Here is a 23,640-nt window from a genome sequence, read left to right on the forward strand (position 1 = left end):
AAAGCAACTTAATGAAATCGAGGTGTATGCCGAAGATTGAGTTTAGTTGAGTGGATGTCTGAAAGCTAAATAAAGAATAACTATCCCCGGAATTTTTCTTCCGGGGATTTTGCTACTATTGTACCAGTTCTATTTCTTCTATTAGTTGATCTAAAGTTCTGTGGGTATAAACTTTTTTTGTTACATTGGGGATCTCATAGAGATCATGATAAAATATCAGACCAGTTCATATGGATATAGTAGTGATAGAGAAACACAAATTTTTGTTGAAACATTTACGCAGATAAAAATCTGTTACAAACGCGGATTCAAGTGCTAAACTTGATAATAAGCGCAAGAATATTGGATTTGGATTGCAGGAATACCAAAGCCGTATGAGTAGAAAAGATATAAAAGAACATGACAGAGTATTGATTGAGCATGAATTGTATGAGATGAAGTTGAATAACAATATGATTCATATTGAGGCGCATTCTATTGCTACCAGAAAATACGGTTATCAAAAGGGAGTTAATGAATATTATGGTAACCTTGGGAAAAATAAAAAAGACAATAATATAATATCAGCGGAGTATTTTCCAGAAGATAGTAGGCAGGATATTGGAACATTTATTTATGATATAGAAAAAACATGAAGTTATTGAGCATAAATATTGTCAAAGAGATAGCAAAGCTAACTTGAAGACATATTTTAATAAAGCTATAAAAGCTGTTGAAAAATGTATTGAGAATGATAATTATCCTGAAACACTAGAATATATGTGGTATTAAAAGCACTCCGTATTAGCATAGTATTTTTTATGTCCCAAAATCGGCTTAAAACAGTAAAACTGTGACGATGAAATAACTCTGGCAAGAGAGATAGATCCATTAAATCCATGAATATCTTTCAGAGCTTATTATATTCGCGAAAAATACAAATTTTTTTATAAGAAAAAATTTTTGACAGTACGTAACGTGCAGATTTAATCTGGAAATAGCATCAGAAAGATCGCAACAAACGGAAAAGTAAAATTATAATTTGAATAGGAGACAAATGATATGCATAGAGAAGTGGAAGATAATACAATTATATTTACAGCATTTAACAGAAAATTGTTAAGAGATTTAGAAGAACTGAGAAATCTTTTGGTTAGAAATAAATCTGAGAGAGCTATGAAAAAACTGAATGAATTAATTGAAGATACAAAGAGGGATATAACCGAATAATTTGTAGCATGGGAAATGGTTCGCGAAAAAACCATTCTCTTTTATGAAATAAAAAAATCATAAAAGCCTTTGACAGCACGTAACGTGCGGATTTAGGCTGAAGGAGGATGTATATGGAATAATGGGAGGCAAAAGAAAATTATAATCACAGCATAAAGTCGATATGAGAACATTTCAGGTTTTGCTTAAATGTTAAAAAATGAAGCCTTGGCAAATAAACGAACGTTTACTAAAATAAAAGTGTAAACGGTCGTTTATTTTTTGCCCGGAGGTTATTAGTATGAGTAATAGAAAAGAAGAAATATTAATTGCGGCACTTAATCTTTTCGCCAGGGATGGTTACGACGCTGTCTCAGTCAGCCAGATAGCAGGAGAACTTGGTATGACAAAGGGAGATTATACCATCATTATAAGAGCAAAAAAGATATTTTTAACTGTATTGTGGAGCGGATGAAGCAACAGGATAGTGAGCAGGCATCAGATCATGATATGCCGGAGGATGATAAAGAGAGAATGCCTGAAAAGTATGAGACGGTGTCATTGGATGATTTTGTAAAATATAATATCATGAAGGAAATATTGATTTTTATGGTAAGAGTGGTTTCAGACAGGCAAGCGAGTATGGTATCCGTTATCACGGATTGCCGGAGGGGGAAGATGCATCATTTTTTTTGTGTAAAGAATTGATACCAGGGTTTCTGGATGGGATTACAGGGGAATATGCAACACCGGAGGGCTATCTGGTTGACGAGCAGGAAGTGGAAGAGTTTGATAGGCAGTTAACGATGTTCTTTTCTATTTTTAAATAATAGCTGTTGACAAGTAACCGATAGGTAACTATAATAAAGTGGCCAAAAGGTAACCGATTGATGAGGCTGATTTAGGAGACAAGTGTGGAGATTAAAGAAAAGAATACAAAGAACAAAATACTGGAAGAAGCTTTAAAATTATTTGCACAGAGCGGATATATGGGAACATCCATGAATGATATTGCTTCAAAGCTTGGAGTAACCAAGGCTGCATTGTATAAGCATTATAAAAGCAAGCAGGAGATATTGGACAGTATTATTGATAAAATGAATGAACTGGATATGGAGAGAGTAAAGCGGTATGAAATGCCGGAGGGCGATCTGGAAAAGGTTGTGGCCGAGTATAAAGAAACAGCATTTGATAAAATTAAGCAGTTTACAAAGGTGCAGTTTCTTCACTGGACAGAGGAAGAGTTTTCATCCTGTTTCCGTAAGATGCTGACATTGGAACAGTACAGGGAGCCGCAGATGGCACAGTTATATCAGAATTATCTTGCAGGTGGACCGTTAACTTATATAGAAGCTTTGTTCTCGGATATGCTGGGGGATACAAGAAAAGCCAGACAGACAGCACTTGATTTTTATGGGCCTATTTTTTTGCTTTACAGCATATATGATGGAGTAGATGACAAGAGTCGGGTGATAAGGCTTCTGGAAAATCACATGGATCATTTTCTACAGGAAATGCAGGAAAATATATCAAACTAAAATGTCCGGTGGTGTGATGCTGAAGGTTGCAGTTATGGAGATTTCGAGAATTATACAGATATTTTCGACAACAGGAGGAAGAAAATGAAAGATAAAATTTTCCCTAGGACATTCGATAAACAGATCGTTTATCTGAAAAATGTAATAAATACCCCTGATATAGAGGTAGGGGATTATACAATGTACAACGATTTTGTACATGATCCGATTGATTTTGAAAAAAATAATGTTTTGTATCATTATCCTGTTAATAAGGATAAGCTAAAAATTGGAAAATTCTGTTCTATTGCATGTGGAGCAAAATTTTTATTTACCAGTGCAAATCACGCAATGGAATCGTTATCTACGTATCCGTTTCCTATTTTCTTTGAAGAATGGGGGTTGGATGCAAAGAATATATGCGATGCATGGGATAATAAGGGTGATATTGTAATTGGAAATGATGTGTGGATTGGATATGAAGCAGTTATTTTGTCTGGTGTAACAATCGGTGATGGCGCAATTATAGGCACTCGTGCAGTGGTAACAAAAGATGTGCCTTCATATACGGTAGTTGGAGGAGTGCCGGCAAAGCCAATCCGTAAACGATTTGATGAAGAAACAATTCAGAAACTTGAAGAAATCAGATGGTGGGACTGGGAAGAAGAACGAATTAAAAAGAATATTCAGGCAATACAGTCTGGTGATATAAGTATGTTAGAGCGTATGAATTAGAAATAAAAACATGACTTTAATAAAGGATATATACCATTTTAATTACAAAAGAGGTGAATGTAGACATGAGTACATTTGAACATGATCTTACAAAAGGAAATATCTGGAAGCAGCTTGTATGGTTTGCTGTGCCGTTTTTTATCAGTAATTTGATCCAGTCCTTATACAGCCTGATCGATCTGATCATATTAGGACATTTTGGCGGAACAAATTCCATATCGGCAGCTAATATCGGAGGCCAGGTGCTTGTGATCCTGACAAATCTTGCCGCGGGACTGTCAGGCGGAGGAACTGTGATGCTTGGAAATTATCTTGGATCAAAACGTAAGGATAAGATTAATGGAGCGATCAGTACATTATTCATAACATTGACAGTTATGGCAGCAGTATTTATGGTACTGTTATTTATGTTAAAACAGCCATTACTTCGATTACTTGATACACCTGAAGAGGCATTTTCACAGGCAGAACAGTATTTGTTTATTTGCACTTTGGGCCTATTATTTATTTATGGTTATAATGCATTAAGTGCAATTATGCGTGGACTTGGTGACAGCCGGACACCGATGATCTTTGTTATGATTGCATGTGTGATCAACATTATTTTGGATCTGGTGCTGGTTGCCGGATGTCATTTAGGAGCCGGTGGTGCTGCTGTTGCAACTGTATTTGCACAGGGCTGTTCGATGTTATTTTGTATAATATATTTAAAACATCATGATTTTATGTTTGATTTCAAACCATCTTCTTTTCATTTTATAAAAGAGGAATTCCACACTCTGCTTCGTACCGGATTGCCGCTTAGTATTCAAATGGTTGGTACAAATTTTTCGTTTTTGATCTTGACTACATTCATTAACAGGGCGGGTGGTGTAGCAGCATCGGCTGCAGCAGGAATAGTAAATAACTTTAATGGATTTGCAATTCTTCCGGAAGCAGCGATCAGCTCGGCTGCATCAGCCATGATCGCACAGAATATGGGCAAGAAAGATGTGAAACGATCATCAAAGACTATGCACTGTTGTCTGGTTCTCTGTATTGGTGTGTCTTTGGTCGTGTTTACGTTGATGCATATATTCCCGGAGCAGATATTTCATCTGTTTGGCGTAAAAGAAGATGTCCTAGTCTATGGTATGCCGTATATCTTTGCTTTTTCGTTTGAATATGTGGGACTTCCATTTATCATGTCATTTAATACGGTTTCAACCGCAACTGGAAATGGATGGATTACGCTGGTTACAAATATGATATCTGCATTTATCGTTCGTATTCCGTTAGCATATGTTCTGGCATTTCTTTGTGAACTTGGTGTAAGAGGAATTGCGATATCTATACCGATCGCGACAGCCGTTGGAGCTATAATATCATTTTTATTTTACAAAGCCGGAATTTGGAAAAAACACATTCTGTTATAAAAGGATTTATACGCCATATCTGAAAAATTGAGTATAATATTTCTATCCGGGCAGTACAGATATAGAATGTACCTATTCCCGGCATAGAACGAAGGTTGTAGTATGTCAGTTTGAATATGGAGCGGAAAATGGCATTTTCAGAAAATACAAAAACAGAAATTCAGATACGAGAAATTAAGGCAAAGACAATACTGCTGTTTTTTATTGTGATCACGATAACAGTAGGGGTTGTTTCATTTATAATAACAAGAAAATCTTGAAACGAGATGCAGAATAAGGTTGTTAACCTGGTTGCACAAGGAAATAGGCAGCAGATTAATAATGTGAATAGCTATCTTGGAAAGATAGAAGATACGGCGGCATTGTTATTCTCTGATGAGCTATATTATGAGTTCGATTCAACGGCGCCGGCTCTCGATACATTTGAAAAGCTTCAGACCGAGAAGACGATCAAGAACCGACTGGATGATTTGGGTATTCTGGAGAATTTCTCTGACTTTGGAATCGTGTATGCAGATGATTCTACGATTGGCTGGATATCGAATACAACGATACAGTTATTTCCAAATGGAGGATTATTCGCTTATCTTGATAATAATATCAATAATTCAAAAACAGGATCCGGGTGTTTTTTGACTATAGTAAATGTTATGACCGGCTTTATTATCTGAAACGGTTAAATAAAAATGCAATCCTGATCGCAGAATTTTACAGCAGGGAACTCAGTGATGCCCTTACCGCATCTGACGATATGAGTGAGCTGCAGCCAGAAATGTTCTGGATGAAGAAGGTAAGCTTGTTGGTTATGAGAAGCTTGCTGATGATAAGAGAGAACAGAATACAGATCGGTTGGAAATTTTGCCGCCGATATTTGAGAAGGAAAATATCTACGATTCCTTTAAAACGAATGCTGACTATTATCTGTATGGTAAAAAGTCCAAAGAAGAAGTTGTGGATGCAATCGTAGAGTCCTTTTATAAATAAGTGTCAGATGATTCCTATCTTGTATCTCATCCTACAAAATGATAGAATAGACAACTGAAAACGATAACCTGCTGATTAGCAGAGATAACATGGAGGATAAATCATGGCATCATGGAGAGATAATATTCGTCAGGTTGAGCCATATGTACCTGGTGAGCAGCCAAAGAATACAAATGTGATCAAATTAAATACAAATGAGAATCCGTATGGACCGTCTCCAAGAGTAAAAGCGGTTCAGGATAATGAGGATCTGTTACGGTTATATCCGGATCCGACGGCAAGCGTACTGGTGGACGCACTGGCGGAGTATCATGGTGTGGATGCATCACAGGTATTTGTAGGTGTAGGTTCCGATGATGTACTTGCAATGTCATTTTTGACCTTCTTTAATTCGGATAAACCGATTCTGTTTCCGGATATCACATATTCTTTTTATGATGTATGGGCAGAACTGTTCCGGATTCCATATAAGCAGATGCCACTTGATGAGAACTTCCGTCTGAAGATAGATGATTATAAGGGCGAAAACGGTGGAATCGTATTCCCGAATCCAAACGCACCGACCGGTATCTACGAATCGTTGGATCATGTAGAGGAGATCATAAAGAACAATCCGGACGTGATCGTGATCGTAGATGAGGCATATATTGATTTTGGAGGAGAAACAGCACTTCCGCTGATCGACAAATACGACAATCTTGTGGTAGTCAGAACCTTTTCAAAATCACGTTCCATGGCGGGACTTCGAATCGGTTATGCGATCAGCAACTCTGAACTGATCAAAGCCTTAAATGATGTGAAATACTCCTATAATTCATATACGATGAACCGCCCGTCTCTGGTGCTCGGTGTAGAATCCATTCATGATGATGCATATTTCAGGGAGAAGGTTGGACAGATCATTGCAACCAGAGAAAGATTTGTGAAAGAGATCGCAGAGCTTGGATTTACCTGTCTGCCATCATCTGCAAACTTTGTATTTGCAACACATGAGAGTATTCCTGCAAAGGAGATTTTTGCTGCGGCAAAAGAGAATAATATCTATGTGCGTTATTTTGATAAGCCAAGGATTGACAATTATCTGAGAATCTCGATTGGAACTGACGCAGAGATGGACGCATTTGTTGCATTCTTAAAGGGATATGTAGAGACAAAGCAGAATTAAAATTTACAATGACTGAAAATTAAAAGCAATTATAGTATAAAGCTAATAAATAAGCCAAAAGAAAGATTTGTTTTTCATAAAAATATCAGAAAACAGATTTGATTTTGGCTTATTTTTTTTCGCGCAGTTATGCACGTTGCGTATATGTATGTGTTAATATAGCACAAATGACTCAAAATAGCACACGCAAAATGTTGACTTTAATCTAATCTCTTTTTATTATGGGAGTCAGAAATATTTCAGACAAAAATCCGGATTTTATCAATTTTCGAAACGTTTCAATATAAGTTACGAAGGAGAGATAAAATGAATTTTGAGGAATTTACAGAAACTATAAAAACAGGGTTGGTTCAGGTATTTGAGATGAATGATATGGACATAACCGTGAATAAAATAGTAAAGAATAATGGAATTATGCTGACGGGAATTAATATAAGACAGGCACATACGATGGTGGCACCTACGATTTATATCAATGATTTTTACAGAGAAGATGTGGATAAAAAGGAGATTGACAACATTGTACTGAAGATCAAACGAATCTATCAGGGAAGATGCAAGGAGAATCCGGTCGGGGAAGAGGTGAAAAATTATTTGGATTTTGACTGGGTAAGTGAGAGAATCTTTTATACCTTGATAAACCATTCTATGAATGAAGAAATGCTGCAGAATGTCCCATATCTGCCATTCTATGATCTGGCGATTGTATTCCGTTGTGTTTTCCATATCGGTCAAAATGGGATTGCGTCATCGGTAGTATCCGAGGATGATATGAAACGATGGGGGGTAGATACGAAATTGTTGTATCAGTTGGCAGCAAAGAATACGCCACGACTTTTCCCTCCTGTAATGGATAAGATTACTCGTTATCTGAAGGTTCATGCAAACGTGCCGGATTCCTTATTAGAAGATTTCCCGCAGGACGATGATAAACTCTATGTGCTGTCTAATTCGTTTGGGATCAACGGAGCAGCGGCGCTTTTATATGAAGGTCTGCTTGCGGATTGTGCAGATCTGGTTGGGGAGGATATATATGTATTGCCATCCAGTATTCATGAAACGATATTTGCAGGGGTGTCTATAGTAGATGATCCTGAGTTGCTGACCGAGATTGTTCAGGAGGCAAACGACAAAGTGATCAGCCAGTCGGATATATTATCCTATAATGCATATCGGTACAGTAGAAAGGCGAAAAGGCTAATGATGATCCGGTCGGAACAGGAAACAGTTCCGGTATAGATCTCAAAGTATAAAGGTACATTGAAAAATAAATAACAAAAGAACTAACAGCACGGACGGATGATTCTCTGTATTGACAAAAGAAAGAGCATGACATAGAATTAAAAGGTGTATTGGGTGTAAATTTATGTGTTGAGAGGAGAACGGTGTGGCTGAAAATTATGTATCAAGGAGAGATAAAATTGTTGCATCGGCAGTCGAATTGATCGGCGATCTAGGGTTGAACGCTCTGACAACGAAAAATCTGGCTCGTAAAGAAAATATATCCGAAACCCTAATTTATAAGTATTTCGGGGGCATAGATGAAGTACTTACAGAAGTAGTTCTGCAGTATGCTGTATTTGATAAAAATATTCAGATGACGGTAGTAAAGCAGAGTGGCTCAAATATGGATAAGTTAAGGTTTTATGCAGATACATATGCTACATACTATGATAATTATATCGGTATGGGAGCAATCATGTTGCATTATGAGGAATTATTACATTTAAGTGAGACACGGGAGATTATCTCAGAATGTATACTGAAAAGAAACGAATTTGTCTGTAAGCTTTTTGAAGATGCTATAGCAGAGAGAGAGATTCGGGCTGTATTTACCCCGAGAGAACTGACATTGATGTTTAATGGTATATTTACTGAAGGCTTACTGGAGCGAAGAACAAAGTATTCGAAGAAGACATTTCGTGTGGAAGTGAAGGAAATGTTGAACCAGATTGAAAAGATGCTGAAATTCTAGTATAGGAGGAAGTTTGTCATGAGAATTTTAATTGCTGAGGACGATGTTGCAAATGCAAAGTTTTTATCAAAATATTTAAGCAAATTCGGAGAGGTTGTTATTACACCGGATGGAATTGCAGCTGTGGATGAGTTTGTAAAACACCTGGAAAAAGGCGAAAACTTCGAACTTGTATGTCTGGATATTATGATGCCAAAGATTGATGGTTATAAAGTACTTGCATCGATTCGAAATGCTGAGAGAAAGCACGGGGTATCCAGAATGCTACGTTCCAAGGTAATAATGACCAGTGCTTTGGATGAAACAAGTTTTGACAGCAATCAGGCAAGTGATGATTATGATGAATACATCTGTAAGCCGATTGATATTATGAAGTTGAATGATATTCTTAAGAAATTGGATGTAATTTAGGACAGATAGATGGATTTGTTTGATTATATGAGAGAGAATCAGAAGGATGATGATTCTCCACTGGCAAAGAGAATGCGCCCGGAAAATCTGGACGAAGTAATTGGACAGGAACATATCATAGGTAAGAATAAATTGTTATATCGTGCGATCAAGGCGGATAAGTTGGGCTCATTGATCTTTTATGGACCTCCGGGGACAGGAAAGACAACACTTGCTATGGTGATCGCGCATACGACAAAAGCGGATTTCAAACAGATCAATGCGACAACTTCCGGTAAAAAGGATATGGAGCAGATCATCGAGGAAGCAAAGAATACGAAAGCTATGTATGGCAGGCGTACGATTCTGTTTATCGATGAGATTCACAGGTTTAATAAATCGCAGCAGGATTATCTGTTGCCGTTTGTTGAAGATGGAACGATCATATTGATCGGTGCCACGACGGAGAATCCATATTTTGAAGTGAATGGAGCTTTGATTTCGAGGTCGAATATATTCGAGCTAAAGCCGTTATCAAAAGAGAACATTAAAGACATTATCTTAAAGGCTGTTTATGACCAGAAGGGCATGGGAGCCTTTAATGTATGTATAGATGATGATGCGGTAGAGTTCTTAAGTGATATGTCGGAGGGAGACGCCAGAAGTGCATTAAATGCAGTGGAACTTGGCGTGCTTTCTTCAGAGCCGGCAGCGGACGGCAGGATTCATATAACTCTGGCAGTAGCAGAGGAATGTATTCAGCGGCGGGCACTTCGGTATGATAAAGACGGAGATAATCATTATGACATTATATCAGCATTTATAAAAAGCATGCGTGGATCAGATCCGGATGCAGCTGTTTTCTATCTGGCTAAGATGCTTTACGGTGGTGAGAGTATCACGTTTATTGCCAGGAGAATTATGATTTGTGCCTGTGAGGATGTTGGAAATGCAGATCCGAATGCAATCTGTGTTGCAACGGCATGTGCGCAGGCAGTGGAACGGGTTGGTATGCCGGAGGCACAGATCATACTGGCACATGCAGCTATATATGTGGCGTGTGCTCCAAAGAGCAATGCTATTGTGAATGCGATCTTTTCTGCGAAGGATGTCGTAGAACATGAACAGTCGGGGCAGGTTCCGGTCTATCTTCGAGATGCACATTATGGCGGAGCGAAGAAGCTTGGACATACAGGTTATAAATATGCACATGATTATCCCAATCATTATGTAAAACAGCAGTATCTGCCGGATGAGATTGCGGACAGGCAGTTTTATGAGCCGTCGGATAACGGATATGAGCAGAATATAAAACAATATTTTAAGAAGATAAAGGAAGGACTTTAATGGAGATAATAAAGCGGATAGCAGCTTTTCTTATGATCCTAGTGATCTTAGGACTGGTTGTTTGGGCGTTTATCCTTGGGATAACAGGAAGTGAATATTTTTCGGCAGCATTGTTTCTGTGTATTCTGGTACCGGTACTATTTTATGGAATCAGTCTGGTCACAAGGCTGCTTACAGCAAAAGGAAAAGAACTTGCGAATCAGACCGGGTCAGACGTCGAAACAAAAAAGAATAATGTTGAAAAATAAGGTATAATCTGATATACTCTATAAAGTTTTAAAAATTGAAACGAGGTATGTAACATGAGTTTATTATCACAGTGGCGCGAATATGCGTATGGTTTTGATGACAGAACACCGGAAGGAAAGCAATTCTGGTTTGATTATTTTCAGGCTGAAAAAGGAATCTATGAAACAATTCTTGCAACACCAAAGGCAGATCCTGTGAAAGGAACTGTGAAAGAACTTGCAGAGAAGTATAATGTCAGCATTCAGACAATGATCGGTTTCCTGGATGGAATTGATGACAGTTTGATCACATCTAACAATCTGGATGATGTAACAGAGGATTCAGAAGTAACACTGGGTATTGATTATGAGAAACTGTATATGAATATGGTTGGGTGTAATGCAGAATGGTTATATACATTACCTGCATGGGATAAGATCTTTACAAAAGAAAAGCGAGACGAGCTTTATAAAAAAGAGAAGACATCCAGAACACTTGTAAAACCTCCAAAGGTTGGAAGAAATGATCCATGTCCATGTGGTAGCGGTAAGAAGTATAAGAAGTGCTGCGGTAGATAATCAGTTACAGGGTAACTATAGCAGAATTCAATAACAGGGAAAGACAAAGAGAACAGACAGATGGTGGTATCCGTCCTGTTCTCTTTTCAGTTGAAGGGAAGAAACAATTGGAAAAGAAACAGCAATTCAGCAAAGAACAAACAGATGCGATCCGGTATGAAGATGGACCTATGCTGGTCCTGGCGGGACCCGGAAGCGGCAAAACAACCGTAATTACGTATCGTGTGAAATATATGCTGGAGCAGACAGGTATAAACGGGAATCAGATTCTGGTGATAACATTTACAAAAGCTGCAGCAAATGAAATGAGGACACGATTTGAGAAAATAAGTGGTTATTCCGATGGAGTTACATTTGGAACATTTCATTCTGTGTTTTTCATGATCCTACGTCATGCTTACGGATATAATAGTAGCAATATTATACTCGAATCAGAGAAGTATCAGATCATAAATGGAATCATTGAAAAGCATAATATGGAATATAACGGACAGGATGATTTTGCAAAGAATGTGATAGCAGAGATCGGCTTGGTAAAAAGTGAGATGAAACCGGTGGAACAGTACCATTCAGTGAATATGAAGGCAGATGATTTTCAAATCACTTACCGGGAATATGATGAGATCCTGCGTGCAAACAATAAAATCGATTTTGATGATATGCTTGTATTTACATATGAATTGCTTCGTGACAGATCGGATATTCGGAAAATGTGGCAACAGAGATTTCAATATATTCTGATCGATGAGTTTCAGGATATCAATTGGATACAGTACCAAACCGTAAAACTTCTGCTTGGAAAGAAACAGAATATATTTGCTGTAGGGGATGATGATCAGTCAGTCTATGGGTTCCGTGGAGCGGATACAAAGCTTATGCTTGGATTTCCAAATGAATTTCCGGGAACAAGGCTGGTATATCTGAATACAAATTACAGATGCAGCAGTGCCATTGTAGAATCTGCTTGTCGTATTATAAAGAATAATAAGGAAAGATATAAAAAGGCAATTCATTCGGCATTTGAAAAAAGTCAGTGTGAACGGGTTCATGTGATCGAAGTGGATGGAATGAGACAGGAAACAGACGGGATTGTACAGAAAATTCGGAAGATGAATCAAAACGGAATCCCGTATTCGAATATTGCTGTACTTTACAGGACAAATTCTGAACCATCAGGACTTGCAATGAAGCTGATGCAGAGTAATATCCCTTTTCGTGTGAAGGATAGTATACCTGATCTGATGTCACATTTCGTAGTTGTGAATATTCTTGATTATATAAAGGCAGCACTTGGAAACAGGGAACGAGCTTTGTTTTTACGAATTATAAATCGTCCGAATCGATACGTAAGCCGGGAAAGTCTGGAGACTGATCCGGTTGATACGGAACGGATGAAAGAATTCTATAGGGATAATAACAGGCTGGTACAGAATATGGTAACACTGGAAGCAGATCTCAGAAGAATCGCAGAATTAAAGCCATATGCAGCGGTTAATTATATCAGAAAAGCAGTTGGGTATGACGAGTATTTGAAGGAATATGCCTCATACAGAGGGATTAATCCGCAGGAGTATATGGATATTGCGGATGAATTTCAGGAAATGGCACGGGATGCGGATTCTTTTATTGAATGGTTTAATTTTTTAAATGAATACAGGATAAAGCTTAAGGAACAGATGAAAACGACGGATCACACCAGGGATGCAGTTGTACTTGCTACGATGCATGGGGCAAAAGGTCTGGAATTTGATCAGGTATTTATCATGAATGCGGTAGAGGGGATGACCCCTCATAAGAAGTCGGTTGCGGATGCTGAATTAGAAGAAGAGCGTAGGATGTTCTATGTTGCAGTTACCAGAGCACGGTACGGATTATATATCTATGTACCTAAGGTGGTTTATGGAAAGACAGCCCGGATATCGCGTTTTGTCACAGAGATGGTAGTTGATCATGATATGCTGCAGATTGGAAATAAAATCATCCACAAACGATATGGCAGAGGTGTCATAACATTTGTGGATGATAAAAAAATTTGTGTTTATTTTGAGAAAGACCAGATCACAAAAACATTAAGTATTGAATATACGATTAAAAATAATCTGGTTACCATGTCTGAAGATGACTAATCATCTTCAGACATGGAATTGAATTCCATTTCGTCTAAGATTTCATCAAAAGCATCTGCGACAATATCAAATTCTTCTTCGTCTTCGATCGGTTCTAAGGTGAACTCGTCATTTGGAAGCTCGATATAGCGGTATACAAGGACTTCGTCATCATCGTAGCCTTCCGGTGCTTCTATAGGAAGCAAAGCAATATAAGAGGTATCTTCAACATCGAAGGTTGCAACAATCTCACATTCGAGCTTTGTTCCGTCATCAAGTTCAAGGGACATCATTTCGATATCATCTAATTCTTCATCATTCTGTTTTGACATGTTTGATCTCCTTATCAAATAAAATTACCGGTAACTTTATGATATGTTGTTATCATTTAAAATCATATTGACCGGATAATTCCATGATAATGGAAAAATAACAAAAAGTCTACATCCAAATTTTTATAAAGCAATAAAATGCAGGTGCTTTATTCATTGAATTATATGTATAAATATGATAAAATTAATATTATTTTGGAGTTATTCCATGGGAGGAAATTAGAGAAGATGAAGAAAGTTGCTTATATTGCTTCAGAGTGTGTGCCATTTATCAAAACGGGTGGTCTGGCGGATGTTGTAGGAACACTTCCAAAAATATTTGACAGAAATGAATATGATGTTCGGGTTATTATGCCAAACTATCTTTGTATTCCAAATAAATACAGAGAAAAGATGCAGTACCTGACTCATTTCTATATGGATATTGGATACAAGAATGATTATGTTGGGGTTATGTATCTGGAGTACGAAGGAGTAAAAGTATATTTCATTGACAATGAATATTATTTCAATGGCTTCACTCCATATGGAGATGTAAAGTGGGATATTGAAAAGTTCAGCTTCTTTTCAAAGGCAGCGTTATGTATCCTGCCGGCAGTTGGATTTCAGCCGGATATCCTGCACTGCCATGACTGGCAGGCGGGTCTGGTTCCGGTATATTTGAAAACATTATTTGCCGGAAATCCGTTTTTCAGTGGAATGAAGTCGGTTATGACGATCCATAATTTACAGTTTCAGGGTAAATGGGATATCGATACGATCAAGGCGGATTCCGGTCTTCCGGATTATGTATTTACACCGGATAAGCTGGAAGTCAGAAAAGATGCAAGTATGTTAAAGGGCGGTCTTGTATATGCAGACAAGATCACAACAGTAAGTAACACATATGCCAGAGAGATTCAGACACCATATTACGGTGAAGGCTTGGATGGACTTCTGAGTGCAAGATGGCAGTCACTCTGGGGAATTGTAAACGGAATTGATTATGATGTATGGAATCCGGCAACAGATCCACAGGTATATAAGAATTACAGTGTAGATAACTTCCGTGAACTGAAAAAGATCAATAAGGTTGAACTTCAGAAGGAATGTGGACTTCCACAGGATGATAAGCAGTTTGTGATCGGTATCATATCCAGACTGACAGACCAGAAGGGACTGGATCTGGTTGATCGCATTATGAATGATATTTGTTGCGATGGTGTCCAATTTATCGTTCTCGGAACCGGAGATAGCAGATATGAAGATATGTTCCGTTATTATCAGGGCATTCATCCGGCAAAGGTTTCAGCGAATATTTATTATTCGGATGAAAGATCTCATAAGATGTATGCTGGCTGTGATGTTATGCTTGTTCCATCCAGATTTGAGCCATGTGGTCTGACCCAGTTAATGGCACTTCGTTATGGAACAGTTCCGATCGTAAGAGAGACAGGAGGACTTAAGGACACGGTAGAACCATACAATCAGTTTGAGAATACAGGAACAGGTTTCTCATTTGCAAATTACAATGCATATGAGTTGCTTGATGCGATCAACTATGCAAAGGAAGTTTATTATAATAATAAAGACGCATGGTATGGTATTCAGGAGCGTGGCATGAGAATGGATTACTCATGGTATAATTCAGCAAAGATCTATAATGATCTGTATAATTCATTATAAAATGAACGAACAAACTTATTTTTCATAAATGAAAAATCAGGCAGAAGATGTTGCGATACATTTTCTGCCTTTTTACCGCAGAACGGAGAGACAAGCTGCGTGAATATGAAAATATGCGGATCTGCGCAGGAAAGGTGGTTTCATATGGCTTTTGACGGAGTTGTAATATCAAATGTTGTAAGTGATCTGAAAAAGAAATTAGTGGATGGAAGGATCTATAAGATCTATCAGCCGGAAAATGATGAACTGAATATTATTATAAAAAACAACAGGGAGAATTACCGCTTACTGTTATCTGCAGATGCAAGTCTACCTCTGATCTATCTGCTGCAGGTGCCGAAGGAGAATCCGATGACAGCTCCGAATTTCTGTATGCTGCTTCGTAAGCATATCGGAAATGGCAGAATCGTAGATGTCTGCCAGCCGGGTTTTGAACGTATCGTGGAATTCACGATCGAGCATCTTGATGAGATGGGAGATCTGTGCAGAAAGAAACTTATCATAGAGATCATGGGTAAGCACAGTAATATTATCTTCACGGATGCGGATGGAATGATCATTGACAGTATCAAACATATATCCCATCTGGTAAGCTCGGTAAGAGAGGTACTTCCGGGTAAAGCGTATGTATATCCGCCGTCCGGTGATAAGCGTCCCCCATATGATGCAGACCGGGATTATTTTATATCTACGGTATATACAAAACCGGTAACTGTCACAAAGGCAATTTATTCCTCTGTTACAGGTATTTCACCGCTGATCGCAAATGAGCTTTGTTATCGCGCGGGGATTGATGGCGGACAGTCAACAGCAGCGTTAACGGATGTTCAGAAAGAGAAGCTGTATCAGGAATTTGAGAAACTGTTTTCCGATATTAATACAGAAAACTATGTGCCGAATATTGTATATGACGGGTATGTTCCGGTTGAATTTTCATCGGTAAGACTCAGTATGTATCAGGACTATCAGGCAGAAGATAAGGATGAAATTTCAAAGGTTTTAGATGAGTATTACTTTAAGAAGAGCAAGGTAACAAGGATCCGGCAGAAGTCGGCAGACCTGCGGAAGATCATCTCAACTGCGATCGAAAGAACCAGCAAGAAATATGATCTGCAGTTAAAGCAGATGAAGGATACCGAAGACCGAGAGAAATATAAGGTATATGGTGAGCTGATCAATACCTATGGATATGGAGTGGCGCAGGGAGCAAAGAGCTTCCATGCACTGAATTATTATACGAATGAAGAAATTGAGATTCCACTCGATCCAACGATATCGGTGCTTGAAAATGCCAAACGATATTTTGCAAAGTACAATAAACAGAAGAGGACGTATGAAGCATTAGAAAAGCTGATTGTTGAGACGGGACATGAGCTGGAATATCTTCAGTCGGTTCAGGCATTTATCGATATGACTCTGGATGAGAATGCATTGGCACAAGTGAAAGAGGAGCTTATGATAAGCGGATATATCAAAGGCAGATACGGAAAAAAGGGGGACAAGCATACGAATAAGAGTAAACCGTATCATTACATTTCGTCTGACGGCTTTCATATGTATGTCGGAAAGAACAATCTGCAGAATGATGAACTGACCTTTAAGTTTGCAAATGGTGGAGATATGTGGTTCCATGCCAAGAAGATGCCCGGATCACATGTGATCGTACGGATGGAGGGAGCGGAAGAACTTCCGGACCAGACTTATGAAGAGGCGGCAAGGCTTGCGGCATATTATTCCTCCGGCAGAGAAAATCCAAAGGTGGAGATCGACTATACAAAAAGGATGAATCTGAAAAAACCGGCAGGGGCAAAACCCGGATTTGTAATTTATCATACAAACTATTCTATGATAGCCGAGCCGACGATACACGGAATAGAAGAGGTAATCAGATAAAATATTTGATTTTTTATAGTGGTTGAAGTATAATATAGTATCCATTGTTTTAAGGAGAATGTGATTTTATGATTAAGAGTATGACAGGCTTTGGAAGAAGCGAAGTTGTTTCCGGAGCCCGTAAGATAGTTGTGGAGATTAAGGCTGTTAATCACAGGTTTTGCGAGATCAATGTAAAAACACCAAAGAAATTGAGTTTTTTTGAAACAACTATAAGAGCATATTTAAAGAAGTATATAGAACGTGGTAAGGTAGATGTCTTTATCACTTATGAAGATCTGACCGAGACAAATGTCTCAGTAAAATATAATAAGGAGCTGGCAGAGGAATATGTTGGCTATATGAATCAGATGGCAGCAGATTTCAATCTTACAAATGATATCAGTCCATCGGTTATATGCAGACTTCCGGAGATTTTTGTTCTGGAAGAGCAGACAGTAGATGAAGATGAGTTATGGAGCCTGATACAGGGTGCACTTGACGAGGCGGCTGATAAGTTTGTGAAGTCAAGAATGGTGGAAGGTGAGAACCTGAAGGTTAATCTGTTGGAGAAGCTTGATAATATGACGGCTGCAGTTGATTATATCGAAGAAGTTTCTCCGGAGCTAATAACAGCATACAGACAGAAGCTGATCGATAAGATTTCAGAACTGGTTGACAGTTCAGTTATTGATGAGAATCGTATTGCGACTGAGGTAGTTATATATGCGGACAAGATATGTGTAGATGAGGAAACGGTTCGATTAAAGAGCCACATTGACAGCACCAGAAAGATACTGGAGGCAGGCGGAAGTGTCGGAAGAAAGCTCGATTTTATTGCACAGGAGATGAACAGAGAGGCGAATACGATCCTTTCCAAGGCGAATTCTCTTGATGTATCGAACCGGGCGATCGAATTAAAAACAGATATCGAAAAAGTCAGAGAACAGATACAGAATTTGGAGTAAAAAAGATGGGAAACAGAGGTTCGTTAATTGTAATTTCGGGTTTTTCGGGAGTTGGAAAAGGAACGGTCGTAAAAAGACTGGTATCTGATTACGGATATGAATTATCTATATCAGCAACAACAAGAAGTCCACGTGCCGGTGAAGAACATGGAAGAGAATATTTCTTTATGGACAAGAGTGAGTTTGAAAATCTGATCGATTACGGTGGATTTATCGAGTGGACACAGTATGTTGAGAATTATTATGGAACACCGAGAAAGTTTGTAGAAGAAAGTCTGGATCAGGGTAAGAACATTATTCTTGAGATAGAAGTTATGGGTGCTATGAAGATTAAAGAACAGTACCCGGATGCATTGCTGATTTTTATCAGCGCGCCAAGCATAGACAGTCTGCGCGACAGATTGCGTGGAAGAGGTACAGAAGCAGAAGATGTGATACTGAAGCGTTTAAAGAAGGCAACAGAAGAATCAGCAGACATGGATAAATATGACTACATTGTTATCAATGATGATCTGGAGGAGTGCATACAGACGGTGAATTCAGTAATTGTAGGATATGCATGCAGAACATCGAATAATAAGGCATATATAAAAGAAATAAGGGATGACCTGAAAGGCATCTGGTAAGAAAAATAAATTCAGAAAGGGGATATAATATTATGTTACATCCATCATACACAGACTTAATGGCAGTTGTTAATTCAGAGGTTGAACCGGGAGAACATCCGGTAGTTCAGAGTAGATATTCTATCGTGCTTGCAACCGCTAAGCGTGCAAGAGAGATAATCGCAGGACAGGAGCCACTTGTAAATACAGCAAGCAATAAGCCTTTATCAATAGCAGTTGATGAGCTTTACAGCGGCAAAGTAAAGATTGTTGGCGATGACGAAGAAGAGAACTAATCAGAAAAAAGAGGTTGTTGCAGTTTTGCGCAGCCTTTTTCTTTTATAAAAAGGAGAGCGGCATATGAAAGCAAGAGAATTGTTAAAAGGATTACAGTATTCAGTAATCTGCGGAGACGAAGATGTTGAGATAAAAGAGATTTATAATGATTCCAGAAAAGTAGGGGAACAGGGGCTGTTCTTCTGTATTGTCGGGGCAAACTTTGATGGACATGCTTATGTAAAGAATGTAATTGATAAGGGAGCAGTCTGCCTGGTCGTTCAGAAGGATGTAGAGCCGGTTCCGGGAGTACTGATCGTAAAGGTAGACAGTACGAGATATGCAATGGGAATCGTCAGCAGCAATTTCTACGGAAATCCCTCATCCAAGCTGACAGTGATCGGTATCACAGGAACAAAGGGTAAGACAACAACGACATATATGATTCGCGAGATGCTAATGAGTGCAGGACATAAGACCGGTCTGATCGGAACGATAGAGATTATTGACGGCAATAATGTTACGGCAGCAAATAATACAACACCGGAATCCATGATCGTGCATAAGAAATTAAAGGATATGGTTGACAACGGATTAGACAGTGTTGTTATGGAGGTGTCTTCACAGGGGCTGATGCTTGACCGTGTGGCCGGGGTTGATTTTGATTATGGAATCTTTTCAAATCTTTCCAGAGATCATATCGGACCAAATGAACATAAGACATTTGAAGAATATGCGATGTGGAAAAGCAAATTATTCACAATGTGTAAAATTGGCATTTTTAATGCAGATGATCCACATGTAGATACAATGACAGAACATGCAACCTGTAAGATTGTAACATATGGAATTAATGGCGATTATGATTATAAGGCAAATAACCATAATCTGTATAATAAAGATGGTCATCTCGGTATCGGTTATCATTTGTCAGGAAAGTTAGATGGAGATGTGCTGGTCAATCTTCCGGGTAATTTCAGTATCTATAATTCCCTGGCAGCTATTGCAGTTGCAGATCTGATGGGTGTTCCATTTGACAAGATACAAGAGATCCTGAAAACGATCAAGGTAAAGGGAAGGGTAGAACTGATCCCGATATCGGACAAATTTACGATCATGATCGACTACGCCCATAATGCAGTAAGCCTGATGAGCATTCTGGAGACATTAAGAGAGTATAAGCCGAAAAGACTGGTCAGTCTGTTTGGCTGCGGTGGTAACCGTTCAAAAGAGAGAAGATATGAGATGGGTGAAGTGTCTGGTAATATGGCAGATCTTACGATCATTACTTCCGATAACCCAAGATTTGAAGAACCACAGGATATCATTAATGATATAAAGACAGGAATCAATAAAACTACAGGAAAGTATGTAGAGATTATTGACCGGAAGGAAGCAATCCGGTATGCGATCATGAATGCTGAACCGGGAGATGTGATCGTGCTTGCCGGGAAAGGACATGAAGACTATCAGGAGATCAAGGGCGTAAAGCATCATATGGATGAGAGAGACCTGATCAGAGAGGTACTGGAGGAAGAAGATGTTACCAAGATATGCGGATATAATAATCGATATTTCGCATGAAGCTATTGATCGTCCATTTCAATACAGAATACCGGATGGCCTGAGGGAAGATATCCGGCTTGGCAGTATGGTTAAGATCCCATTTGGCAGGGGAAATCATCTTCGAACCGGATATGTGATCGGATTTTCAGATCAGACAGAGTATCAGCCGGATCGGATTAAGGAGATTTCAGAACTCTGTGATCGTTCCGTGCCTGTGGAAGGGCGGTTGCTTGCGCTTGCGGCATGGATTCGTGAGAATTATGGATCTACAATGATCAATGCGATCCGTACGGTAATGCCGGTAAAAAAAACAATTCGACAATTAGTAGATCAGGTCGTGGTGCTTGCGGAGAATATGGATACAGAGCATCTGGCAGATATCAGGGAGCAATATCATAGAAAACATGCACAGGCAAAACTGCGTCTGTTACAGGCGTTAGAAGAAACGCCGGAACGATATCTTTCGATGGATGTCGTGAAGCAGAAATGGAATATATCACCGGCTACACTTAAAACGATGCAGCAGGACGGTGTAATTACTGTAATCAGTAAAGAACGGTATCGGACAGCAGGTGTTTATGATTATAAAGAGAATTTTCAGATCACTTTAAATAATGAACAGCAGGCAGTTGTAGATGAAGTGACTGGTGATATGGAACAGGGAAGACAGAAAACATATCTGCTACATGGAATTACCGGAAGTGGGAAAACGGAAGTCTATGTTAAAATTGTAAAAAAGACAATTGAGATGGGAAAACAGGCGATCATACTGATTCCGGAAATTGCCCTTACCTATCAGACAGTCCGCTATTTTAGAAATTATTTTGGTGACCGGGTGACTATCATTAATTCCAGGCTAAGTGACGGAGAAAAATATGATCAGTTTATGCGCGCGAAAAATGGAGATGTAGATGTCGTGATAGGCCCGCGTTCTGCATTATTTGCCCCATTTCAGAATCTGGGGATCATTATTATAGATGAAGAACATGAGACAAGTTATAAGAGTGATTACCCACCCAAATATCATGCGAGGGAGACTGCAGTAAAACGTGCAGAGCTCGAACATGCAAGCGTGCTTCTCGGTTCGGCAACTCCGTCCGTTGAGAGTTATCACAGGGCACTTAACGGGACATATCGTTTGCTTGAACTGCATGAACGTGCGGGAAGCGGACAGCTCGCAAAGACATCGATCGTTGACCTGAGAAAGGAATTAAAAGCAGGAAACCGATCTATCATAAGCAGGGAGCTTGCAGATGATATCGCGGATCGGCTTGCCCGCAGGCAGCAGGTAATGTTATTTATCAATAAAAGAGGATATAACAGCTTCGTTTCATGCAGAAACTGTGGTGAGGCACTTAAATGTCCGCACTGTGATGTCAGCCTGACCAGGCATGAAAATAACCGGATGATCTGTCATTATTGTGGATTCCAGATGCCTCAGCCAAAAGTATGTCCGTCCTGTCATTCCGGGCTGATCGGTGGATACGGAACAGGAACCCAGAAGCTTGAGGAGGAGGTTCAGCGGTTATTTCCTCAGGCGAGAGTCCTTCGTATGGATAAGGATACAACGGCAGCGAAGGATGCACATGAACAGATCTTAGAGAAGTTTGGAAACGGAGAAGCGGATATATTGGTTGGAACTCAGATGATCGTAAAGGGACATGATTTTTCGAATGTAACTCTGGTTGGAATCATTCTTGCAGATCTTACTTTATTCCAGAATGATTACCGGGCAGGAGAACGTACCTTTGATCTGATCACACAGGCGGCCGGAAGAGCCGGGAGAGGGACACAGCCGGGTAAAGTCGTGATCCAGACTTATAAGCCGGAGCATTATGCGATAAAGGCAGCAGCAGCTCAGAATTATTTGGATTTTTATAAGGAAGAAGAAGCGTACCGTGGACTTATGAAATATCCGCCGGAATGGAATATGATGGTGGTATTGATGGTATGTTCCGACGAGACTTTTCTGGATCAAATGGCGGAAGATATCTGTTCAAATATCAGAAGCTGTTCAGAAAATGACCGGGATATGAGAATAATCGGGCCATCGGCACCTGTAATAGCAAAGATACGAGATATTTACAGAAGGGTTGTCTATATTAAGAATTATCGGTATAATGAGCTGGTGGCTTTAAAAGACCAGATTGAAATATATGTATCAGAGAAAAAAGAACTTCAGGATTTTAGTCTGCAATTTGACTTTAATCCATTAAATATGTATTAAGGAGAGAATGAAAAATGGCAACAAGAAAGATAAGAATCGATGGCGACAGCGTTTTAAGAAAGAAATGTAAGCCTGTTACGGAGATGACACCACGGTTATCCCAGTTGATCGATGATATGTTTGATACCATGTACGAGGCGAATGGTGTCGGACTTGCAGCGCCACAGGTTGGAATTGTAAAGAGGATCGTTGTAATTGATATCGGAGATGAGCATCCATTGACGCTTATTAATCCTGAGATTATAGAGACGTCCGGTGAGCAGACCGGAGACGAGGGGTGTCTGAGCCTTCCGGGAAAGGTTGGACAGGTGACAAGGCCGATGCATGTTGTCTGTAAAGCACTGGATCGTGATATGAATGAGATCACGGTAACAGGTGAAGGCCTTCTGGCACGGGCAATCTGCCATGAGACAGACCATCTGGAGGGTATCTTATATAAAGATAAAGTAGAAGATGGTTTATACGAGACAGAATAGAAAAGTAAGCAGATAATAATAAGGAG

At 39.2% G+C, this 23,640-nt stretch carries 26 protein-coding genes; 25 read left to right on the plus strand and 1 reads right to left on the minus strand.

Annotated features, from left to right (window positions below; all coding sequences use genetic code 11):
• Nucleotides 1-374 precede the first annotated feature (374 nt).
• From LK416_03640 to LK416_03720, 17 genes are all read left to right on the plus strand, one after another.
• On the plus strand, nucleotides 375-635 hold the full coding sequence (locus LK416_03640) for a hypothetical protein (GenBank protein ID UEA75284.1): 261 nt from the start codon (nucleotides 375-377) through the stop codon (nucleotides 633-635).
• Between the two features lie 406 nt (nucleotides 636-1,041).
• The gene (locus LK416_03645; GenBank protein ID UEA75285.1) at nucleotides 1,042-1,209 is read left to right on the plus strand and encodes a hypothetical protein; all 168 of its coding nucleotides are present in this window, start codon (nucleotides 1,042-1,044) and stop codon (nucleotides 1,207-1,209) included.
• Nucleotides 1,210-1,489: 280 nt separating this feature from the next.
• Nucleotides 1,490-1,663, plus strand: a complete 174-nt coding sequence (locus LK416_03650) for a TetR/AcrR family transcriptional regulator (GenBank protein UEA75286.1) — start codon at nucleotides 1,490-1,492, stop codon at nucleotides 1,661-1,663.
• On the plus strand, nucleotides 1,660-1,896 hold the full coding sequence (locus tag LK416_03655; GenBank protein ID UEA75287.1) for a hypothetical protein: 237 nt from the start codon (nucleotides 1,660-1,662) through the stop codon (nucleotides 1,894-1,896). Before LK416_03650 ends, LK416_03655 begins: the two co-directional genes overlap by 4 nt.
• Nucleotides 1,881-2,018: a hypothetical protein gene (locus LK416_03660; protein UEA75288.1), complete on the plus strand. Its 138-nt coding sequence runs from the start codon at nucleotides 1,881-1,883 to the stop codon at nucleotides 2,016-2,018. Before LK416_03655 ends, LK416_03660 begins: the two co-directional genes overlap by 16 nt.
• 84 nt (nucleotides 2,019-2,102) lie before the next feature.
• Nucleotides 2,103-2,726, plus strand: coding sequence for a TetR/AcrR family transcriptional regulator (locus LK416_03665; protein ID UEA75289.1), 624 nt, complete (start codon nucleotides 2,103-2,105; stop codon nucleotides 2,724-2,726).
• Between the two features lie 84 nt (nucleotides 2,727-2,810).
• Nucleotides 2,811-3,440 carry a CatB-related O-acetyltransferase gene (locus LK416_03670; GenBank protein ID UEA75290.1) on the plus strand — a complete coding sequence of 210 codons (630 nt, stop codon included), beginning with the start codon at nucleotides 2,811-2,813 and terminating at the stop codon, nucleotides 3,438-3,440.
• A gap of 65 nt (nucleotides 3,441-3,505) precedes the next feature.
• Nucleotides 3,506-4,855: an MATE family efflux transporter gene (locus LK416_03675; protein ID UEA75291.1), complete on the plus strand. Its 1,350-nt coding sequence runs from the start codon at nucleotides 3,506-3,508 to the stop codon at nucleotides 4,853-4,855.
• A gap of 323 nt (nucleotides 4,856-5,178) precedes the next feature.
• On the plus strand, nucleotides 5,179-5,526 hold the full coding sequence (locus LK416_03680) for a hypothetical protein (protein ID UEA75292.1): 348 nt from the start codon (nucleotides 5,179-5,181) through the stop codon (nucleotides 5,524-5,526).
• Between the two features lie 416 nt (nucleotides 5,527-5,942).
• Nucleotides 5,943-7,004 carry a histidinol-phosphate transaminase gene (gene hisC, locus LK416_03685; GenBank protein UEA75293.1) on the plus strand — a complete coding sequence of 354 codons (1,062 nt, stop codon included), beginning with the start codon at nucleotides 5,943-5,945 and terminating at the stop codon, nucleotides 7,002-7,004.
• 306 nt (nucleotides 7,005-7,310) lie between these two features.
• Entirely contained in the window at nucleotides 7,311-8,243 is a 933-nt protein-coding gene (locus tag LK416_03690; GenBank protein ID UEA75294.1) for a DUF5688 family protein, read from the plus strand.
• A 148-nt stretch (nucleotides 8,244-8,391) separates the two neighbouring features.
• Entirely contained in the window at nucleotides 8,392-8,979 is a 588-nt protein-coding gene (locus LK416_03695) for a TetR/AcrR family transcriptional regulator (protein ID UEA75295.1), read from the plus strand.
• A gap of 18 nt (nucleotides 8,980-8,997) precedes the next feature.
• The gene (locus LK416_03700) at nucleotides 8,998-9,390 is read left to right on the plus strand and encodes a response regulator (protein UEA75296.1); all 393 of its coding nucleotides are present in this window, start codon (nucleotides 8,998-9,000) and stop codon (nucleotides 9,388-9,390) included.
• Between the two features lie 9 nt (nucleotides 9,391-9,399).
• A complete protein-coding gene (locus LK416_03705) occupies nucleotides 9,400-10,716 on the plus strand; it encodes a replication-associated recombination protein A (GenBank protein UEA75297.1) in 1,317 nt (438 codons plus the stop codon).
• On the plus strand, nucleotides 10,716-10,964 hold the full coding sequence (locus LK416_03710; protein ID UEA75298.1) for a hypothetical protein: 249 nt from the start codon (nucleotides 10,716-10,718) through the stop codon (nucleotides 10,962-10,964). The genes LK416_03705 and LK416_03710 overlap by 1 nt, the downstream gene beginning before the upstream one ends.
• A 54-nt stretch (nucleotides 10,965-11,018) precedes the next feature.
• The gene (locus tag LK416_03715) at nucleotides 11,019-11,522 is read left to right on the plus strand and encodes an SEC-C domain-containing protein (GenBank protein UEA75299.1); all 504 of its coding nucleotides are present in this window, start codon (nucleotides 11,019-11,021) and stop codon (nucleotides 11,520-11,522) included.
• A gap of 107 nt (nucleotides 11,523-11,629) precedes the next feature.
• The gene (locus tag LK416_03720; protein ID UEA75300.1) at nucleotides 11,630-13,648 is read left to right on the plus strand and encodes an ATP-dependent helicase; all 2,019 of its coding nucleotides are present in this window, start codon (nucleotides 11,630-11,632) and stop codon (nucleotides 13,646-13,648) included.
• Here the strand turns inward: LK416_03720 and LK416_03725 are convergent.
• A complete protein-coding gene (locus tag LK416_03725; protein UEA75301.1) occupies nucleotides 13,645-13,959 on the minus strand; it encodes a DUF1292 domain-containing protein in 315 nt (104 codons plus the stop codon). The two genes, LK416_03720 and LK416_03725, sit on opposite strands and share 4 nt — an antisense overlap.
• Before the next feature lie 228 nt (nucleotides 13,960-14,187).
• On the opposite strand from LK416_03725, the gene glgA reads away from it, so the two are divergent.
• From glgA to def, 8 genes are all read left to right on the plus strand, one after another.
• Nucleotides 14,188-15,624, plus strand: coding sequence for a glycogen synthase GlgA (gene glgA, locus LK416_03730; protein UEA75302.1), 1,437 nt, complete (start codon nucleotides 14,188-14,190; stop codon nucleotides 15,622-15,624).
• Nucleotides 15,625-15,768: 144 nt separating this feature from the next.
• Nucleotides 15,769-17,517, plus strand: coding sequence for an NFACT family protein (locus LK416_03735; protein UEA75303.1), 1,749 nt, complete (start codon nucleotides 15,769-15,771; stop codon nucleotides 17,515-17,517).
• Nucleotides 17,518-17,585: 68 nt separating this feature from the next.
• Nucleotides 17,586-18,464 (plus strand): YicC family protein, encoded by an 879-nt coding sequence (locus LK416_03740; protein UEA75304.1) that lies wholly within the window; start codon nucleotides 17,586-17,588, stop codon nucleotides 18,462-18,464.
• A 5-nt stretch (nucleotides 18,465-18,469) separates the two neighbouring features.
• Nucleotides 18,470-19,090 (plus strand): guanylate kinase, encoded by a 621-nt coding sequence (gmk, locus tag LK416_03745; GenBank protein UEA75305.1) that lies wholly within the window; start codon nucleotides 18,470-18,472, stop codon nucleotides 19,088-19,090.
• A gap of 32 nt (nucleotides 19,091-19,122) precedes the next feature.
• Nucleotides 19,123-19,365, plus strand: coding sequence for a DNA-directed RNA polymerase subunit omega (rpoZ, locus tag LK416_03750; protein UEA75306.1), 243 nt, complete (start codon nucleotides 19,123-19,125; stop codon nucleotides 19,363-19,365).
• Nucleotides 19,366-19,429: 64 nt separating this feature from the next.
• The gene (locus LK416_03755) at nucleotides 19,430-20,929 is read left to right on the plus strand and encodes a UDP-N-acetylmuramoyl-L-alanyl-D-glutamate--2,6-diaminopimelate ligase (GenBank protein UEA75307.1); all 1,500 of its coding nucleotides are present in this window, start codon (nucleotides 19,430-19,432) and stop codon (nucleotides 20,927-20,929) included.
• On the plus strand, nucleotides 20,886-23,138 hold the full coding sequence (gene priA, locus LK416_03760) for a primosomal protein N' (GenBank protein ID UEA75308.1): 2,253 nt from the start codon (nucleotides 20,886-20,888) through the stop codon (nucleotides 23,136-23,138). The genes LK416_03755 and priA overlap by 44 nt, the downstream gene beginning before the upstream one ends.
• Nucleotides 23,139-23,152: 14 nt before the next feature.
• Entirely contained in the window at nucleotides 23,153-23,614 is a 462-nt protein-coding gene (gene def / locus LK416_03765) for a peptide deformylase (protein ID UEA75309.1), read from the plus strand.
• The last annotated feature ends 26 nt before the right edge of the window (nucleotides 23,615-23,640 follow it).

Source organism: Lachnospiraceae bacterium GAM79 (genome assembly GCA_020735665.1).
Classification (GTDB): domain Bacteria; phylum Bacillota; class Clostridia; order Lachnospirales; family Lachnospiraceae; genus Coprococcus.

Coding starts and splice junctions, on each gene's coding strand:
- LK416_03640 (UEA75284.1), top strand. CDS start 375: ATGAGTAGAAAAGATATAAAAGAACATGACAGAGTATTGATTGAGCAT.
- LK416_03645 (UEA75285.1), top strand. CDS start 1,042: ATGCATAGAGAAGTGGAAGATAATACAATTATATTTACAGCATTTAAC.
- LK416_03650 (UEA75286.1), top strand. CDS start 1,490: ATGAGTAATAGAAAAGAAGAAATATTAATTGCGGCACTTAATCTTTTC.
- LK416_03655 (UEA75287.1), top strand. CDS start 1,660: ATGAAGCAACAGGATAGTGAGCAGGCATCAGATCATGATATGCCGGAG.
- LK416_03670 (UEA75290.1), top strand. CDS start 2,811: ATGAAAGATAAAATTTTCCCTAGGACATTCGATAAACAGATCGTTTAT.
- LK416_03675 (UEA75291.1), top strand. CDS start 3,506: ATGAGTACATTTGAACATGATCTTACAAAAGGAAATATCTGGAAGCAG.
- hisC (UEA75293.1), top strand. CDS start 5,943: ATGGCATCATGGAGAGATAATATTCGTCAGGTTGAGCCATATGTACCT.
- LK416_03690 (UEA75294.1), top strand. CDS start 7,311: ATGAATTTTGAGGAATTTACAGAAACTATAAAAACAGGGTTGGTTCAG.
- LK416_03700 (UEA75296.1), top strand. CDS start 8,998: ATGAGAATTTTAATTGCTGAGGACGATGTTGCAAATGCAAAGTTTTTA.
- LK416_03705 (UEA75297.1), top strand. CDS start 9,400: ATGGATTTGTTTGATTATATGAGAGAGAATCAGAAGGATGATGATTCT.
- LK416_03710 (UEA75298.1), top strand. CDS start 10,716: ATGGAGATAATAAAGCGGATAGCAGCTTTTCTTATGATCCTAGTGATC.
- LK416_03715 (UEA75299.1), top strand. CDS start 11,019: ATGAGTTTATTATCACAGTGGCGCGAATATGCGTATGGTTTTGATGAC.
- LK416_03725 (UEA75301.1), bottom strand. CDS start 13,959: ATGTCAAAACAGAATGATGAAGAATTAGATGATATCGAAATGATGTCC.
- glgA (UEA75302.1), top strand. CDS start 14,188: ATGAAGAAAGTTGCTTATATTGCTTCAGAGTGTGTGCCATTTATCAAA.
- LK416_03735 (UEA75303.1), top strand. CDS start 15,769: ATGGCTTTTGACGGAGTTGTAATATCAAATGTTGTAAGTGATCTGAAA.
- LK416_03740 (UEA75304.1), top strand. CDS start 17,586: ATGATTAAGAGTATGACAGGCTTTGGAAGAAGCGAAGTTGTTTCCGGA.
- gmk (UEA75305.1), top strand. CDS start 18,470: ATGGGAAACAGAGGTTCGTTAATTGTAATTTCGGGTTTTTCGGGAGTT.
- rpoZ (UEA75306.1), top strand. CDS start 19,123: ATGTTACATCCATCATACACAGACTTAATGGCAGTTGTTAATTCAGAG.
- LK416_03755 (UEA75307.1), top strand. CDS start 19,430: ATGAAAGCAAGAGAATTGTTAAAAGGATTACAGTATTCAGTAATCTGC.
- priA (UEA75308.1), top strand. CDS start 20,886: ATGTTACCAAGATATGCGGATATAATAATCGATATTTCGCATGAAGCT.
- def (UEA75309.1), top strand. CDS start 23,153: ATGGCAACAAGAAAGATAAGAATCGATGGCGACAGCGTTTTAAGAAAG.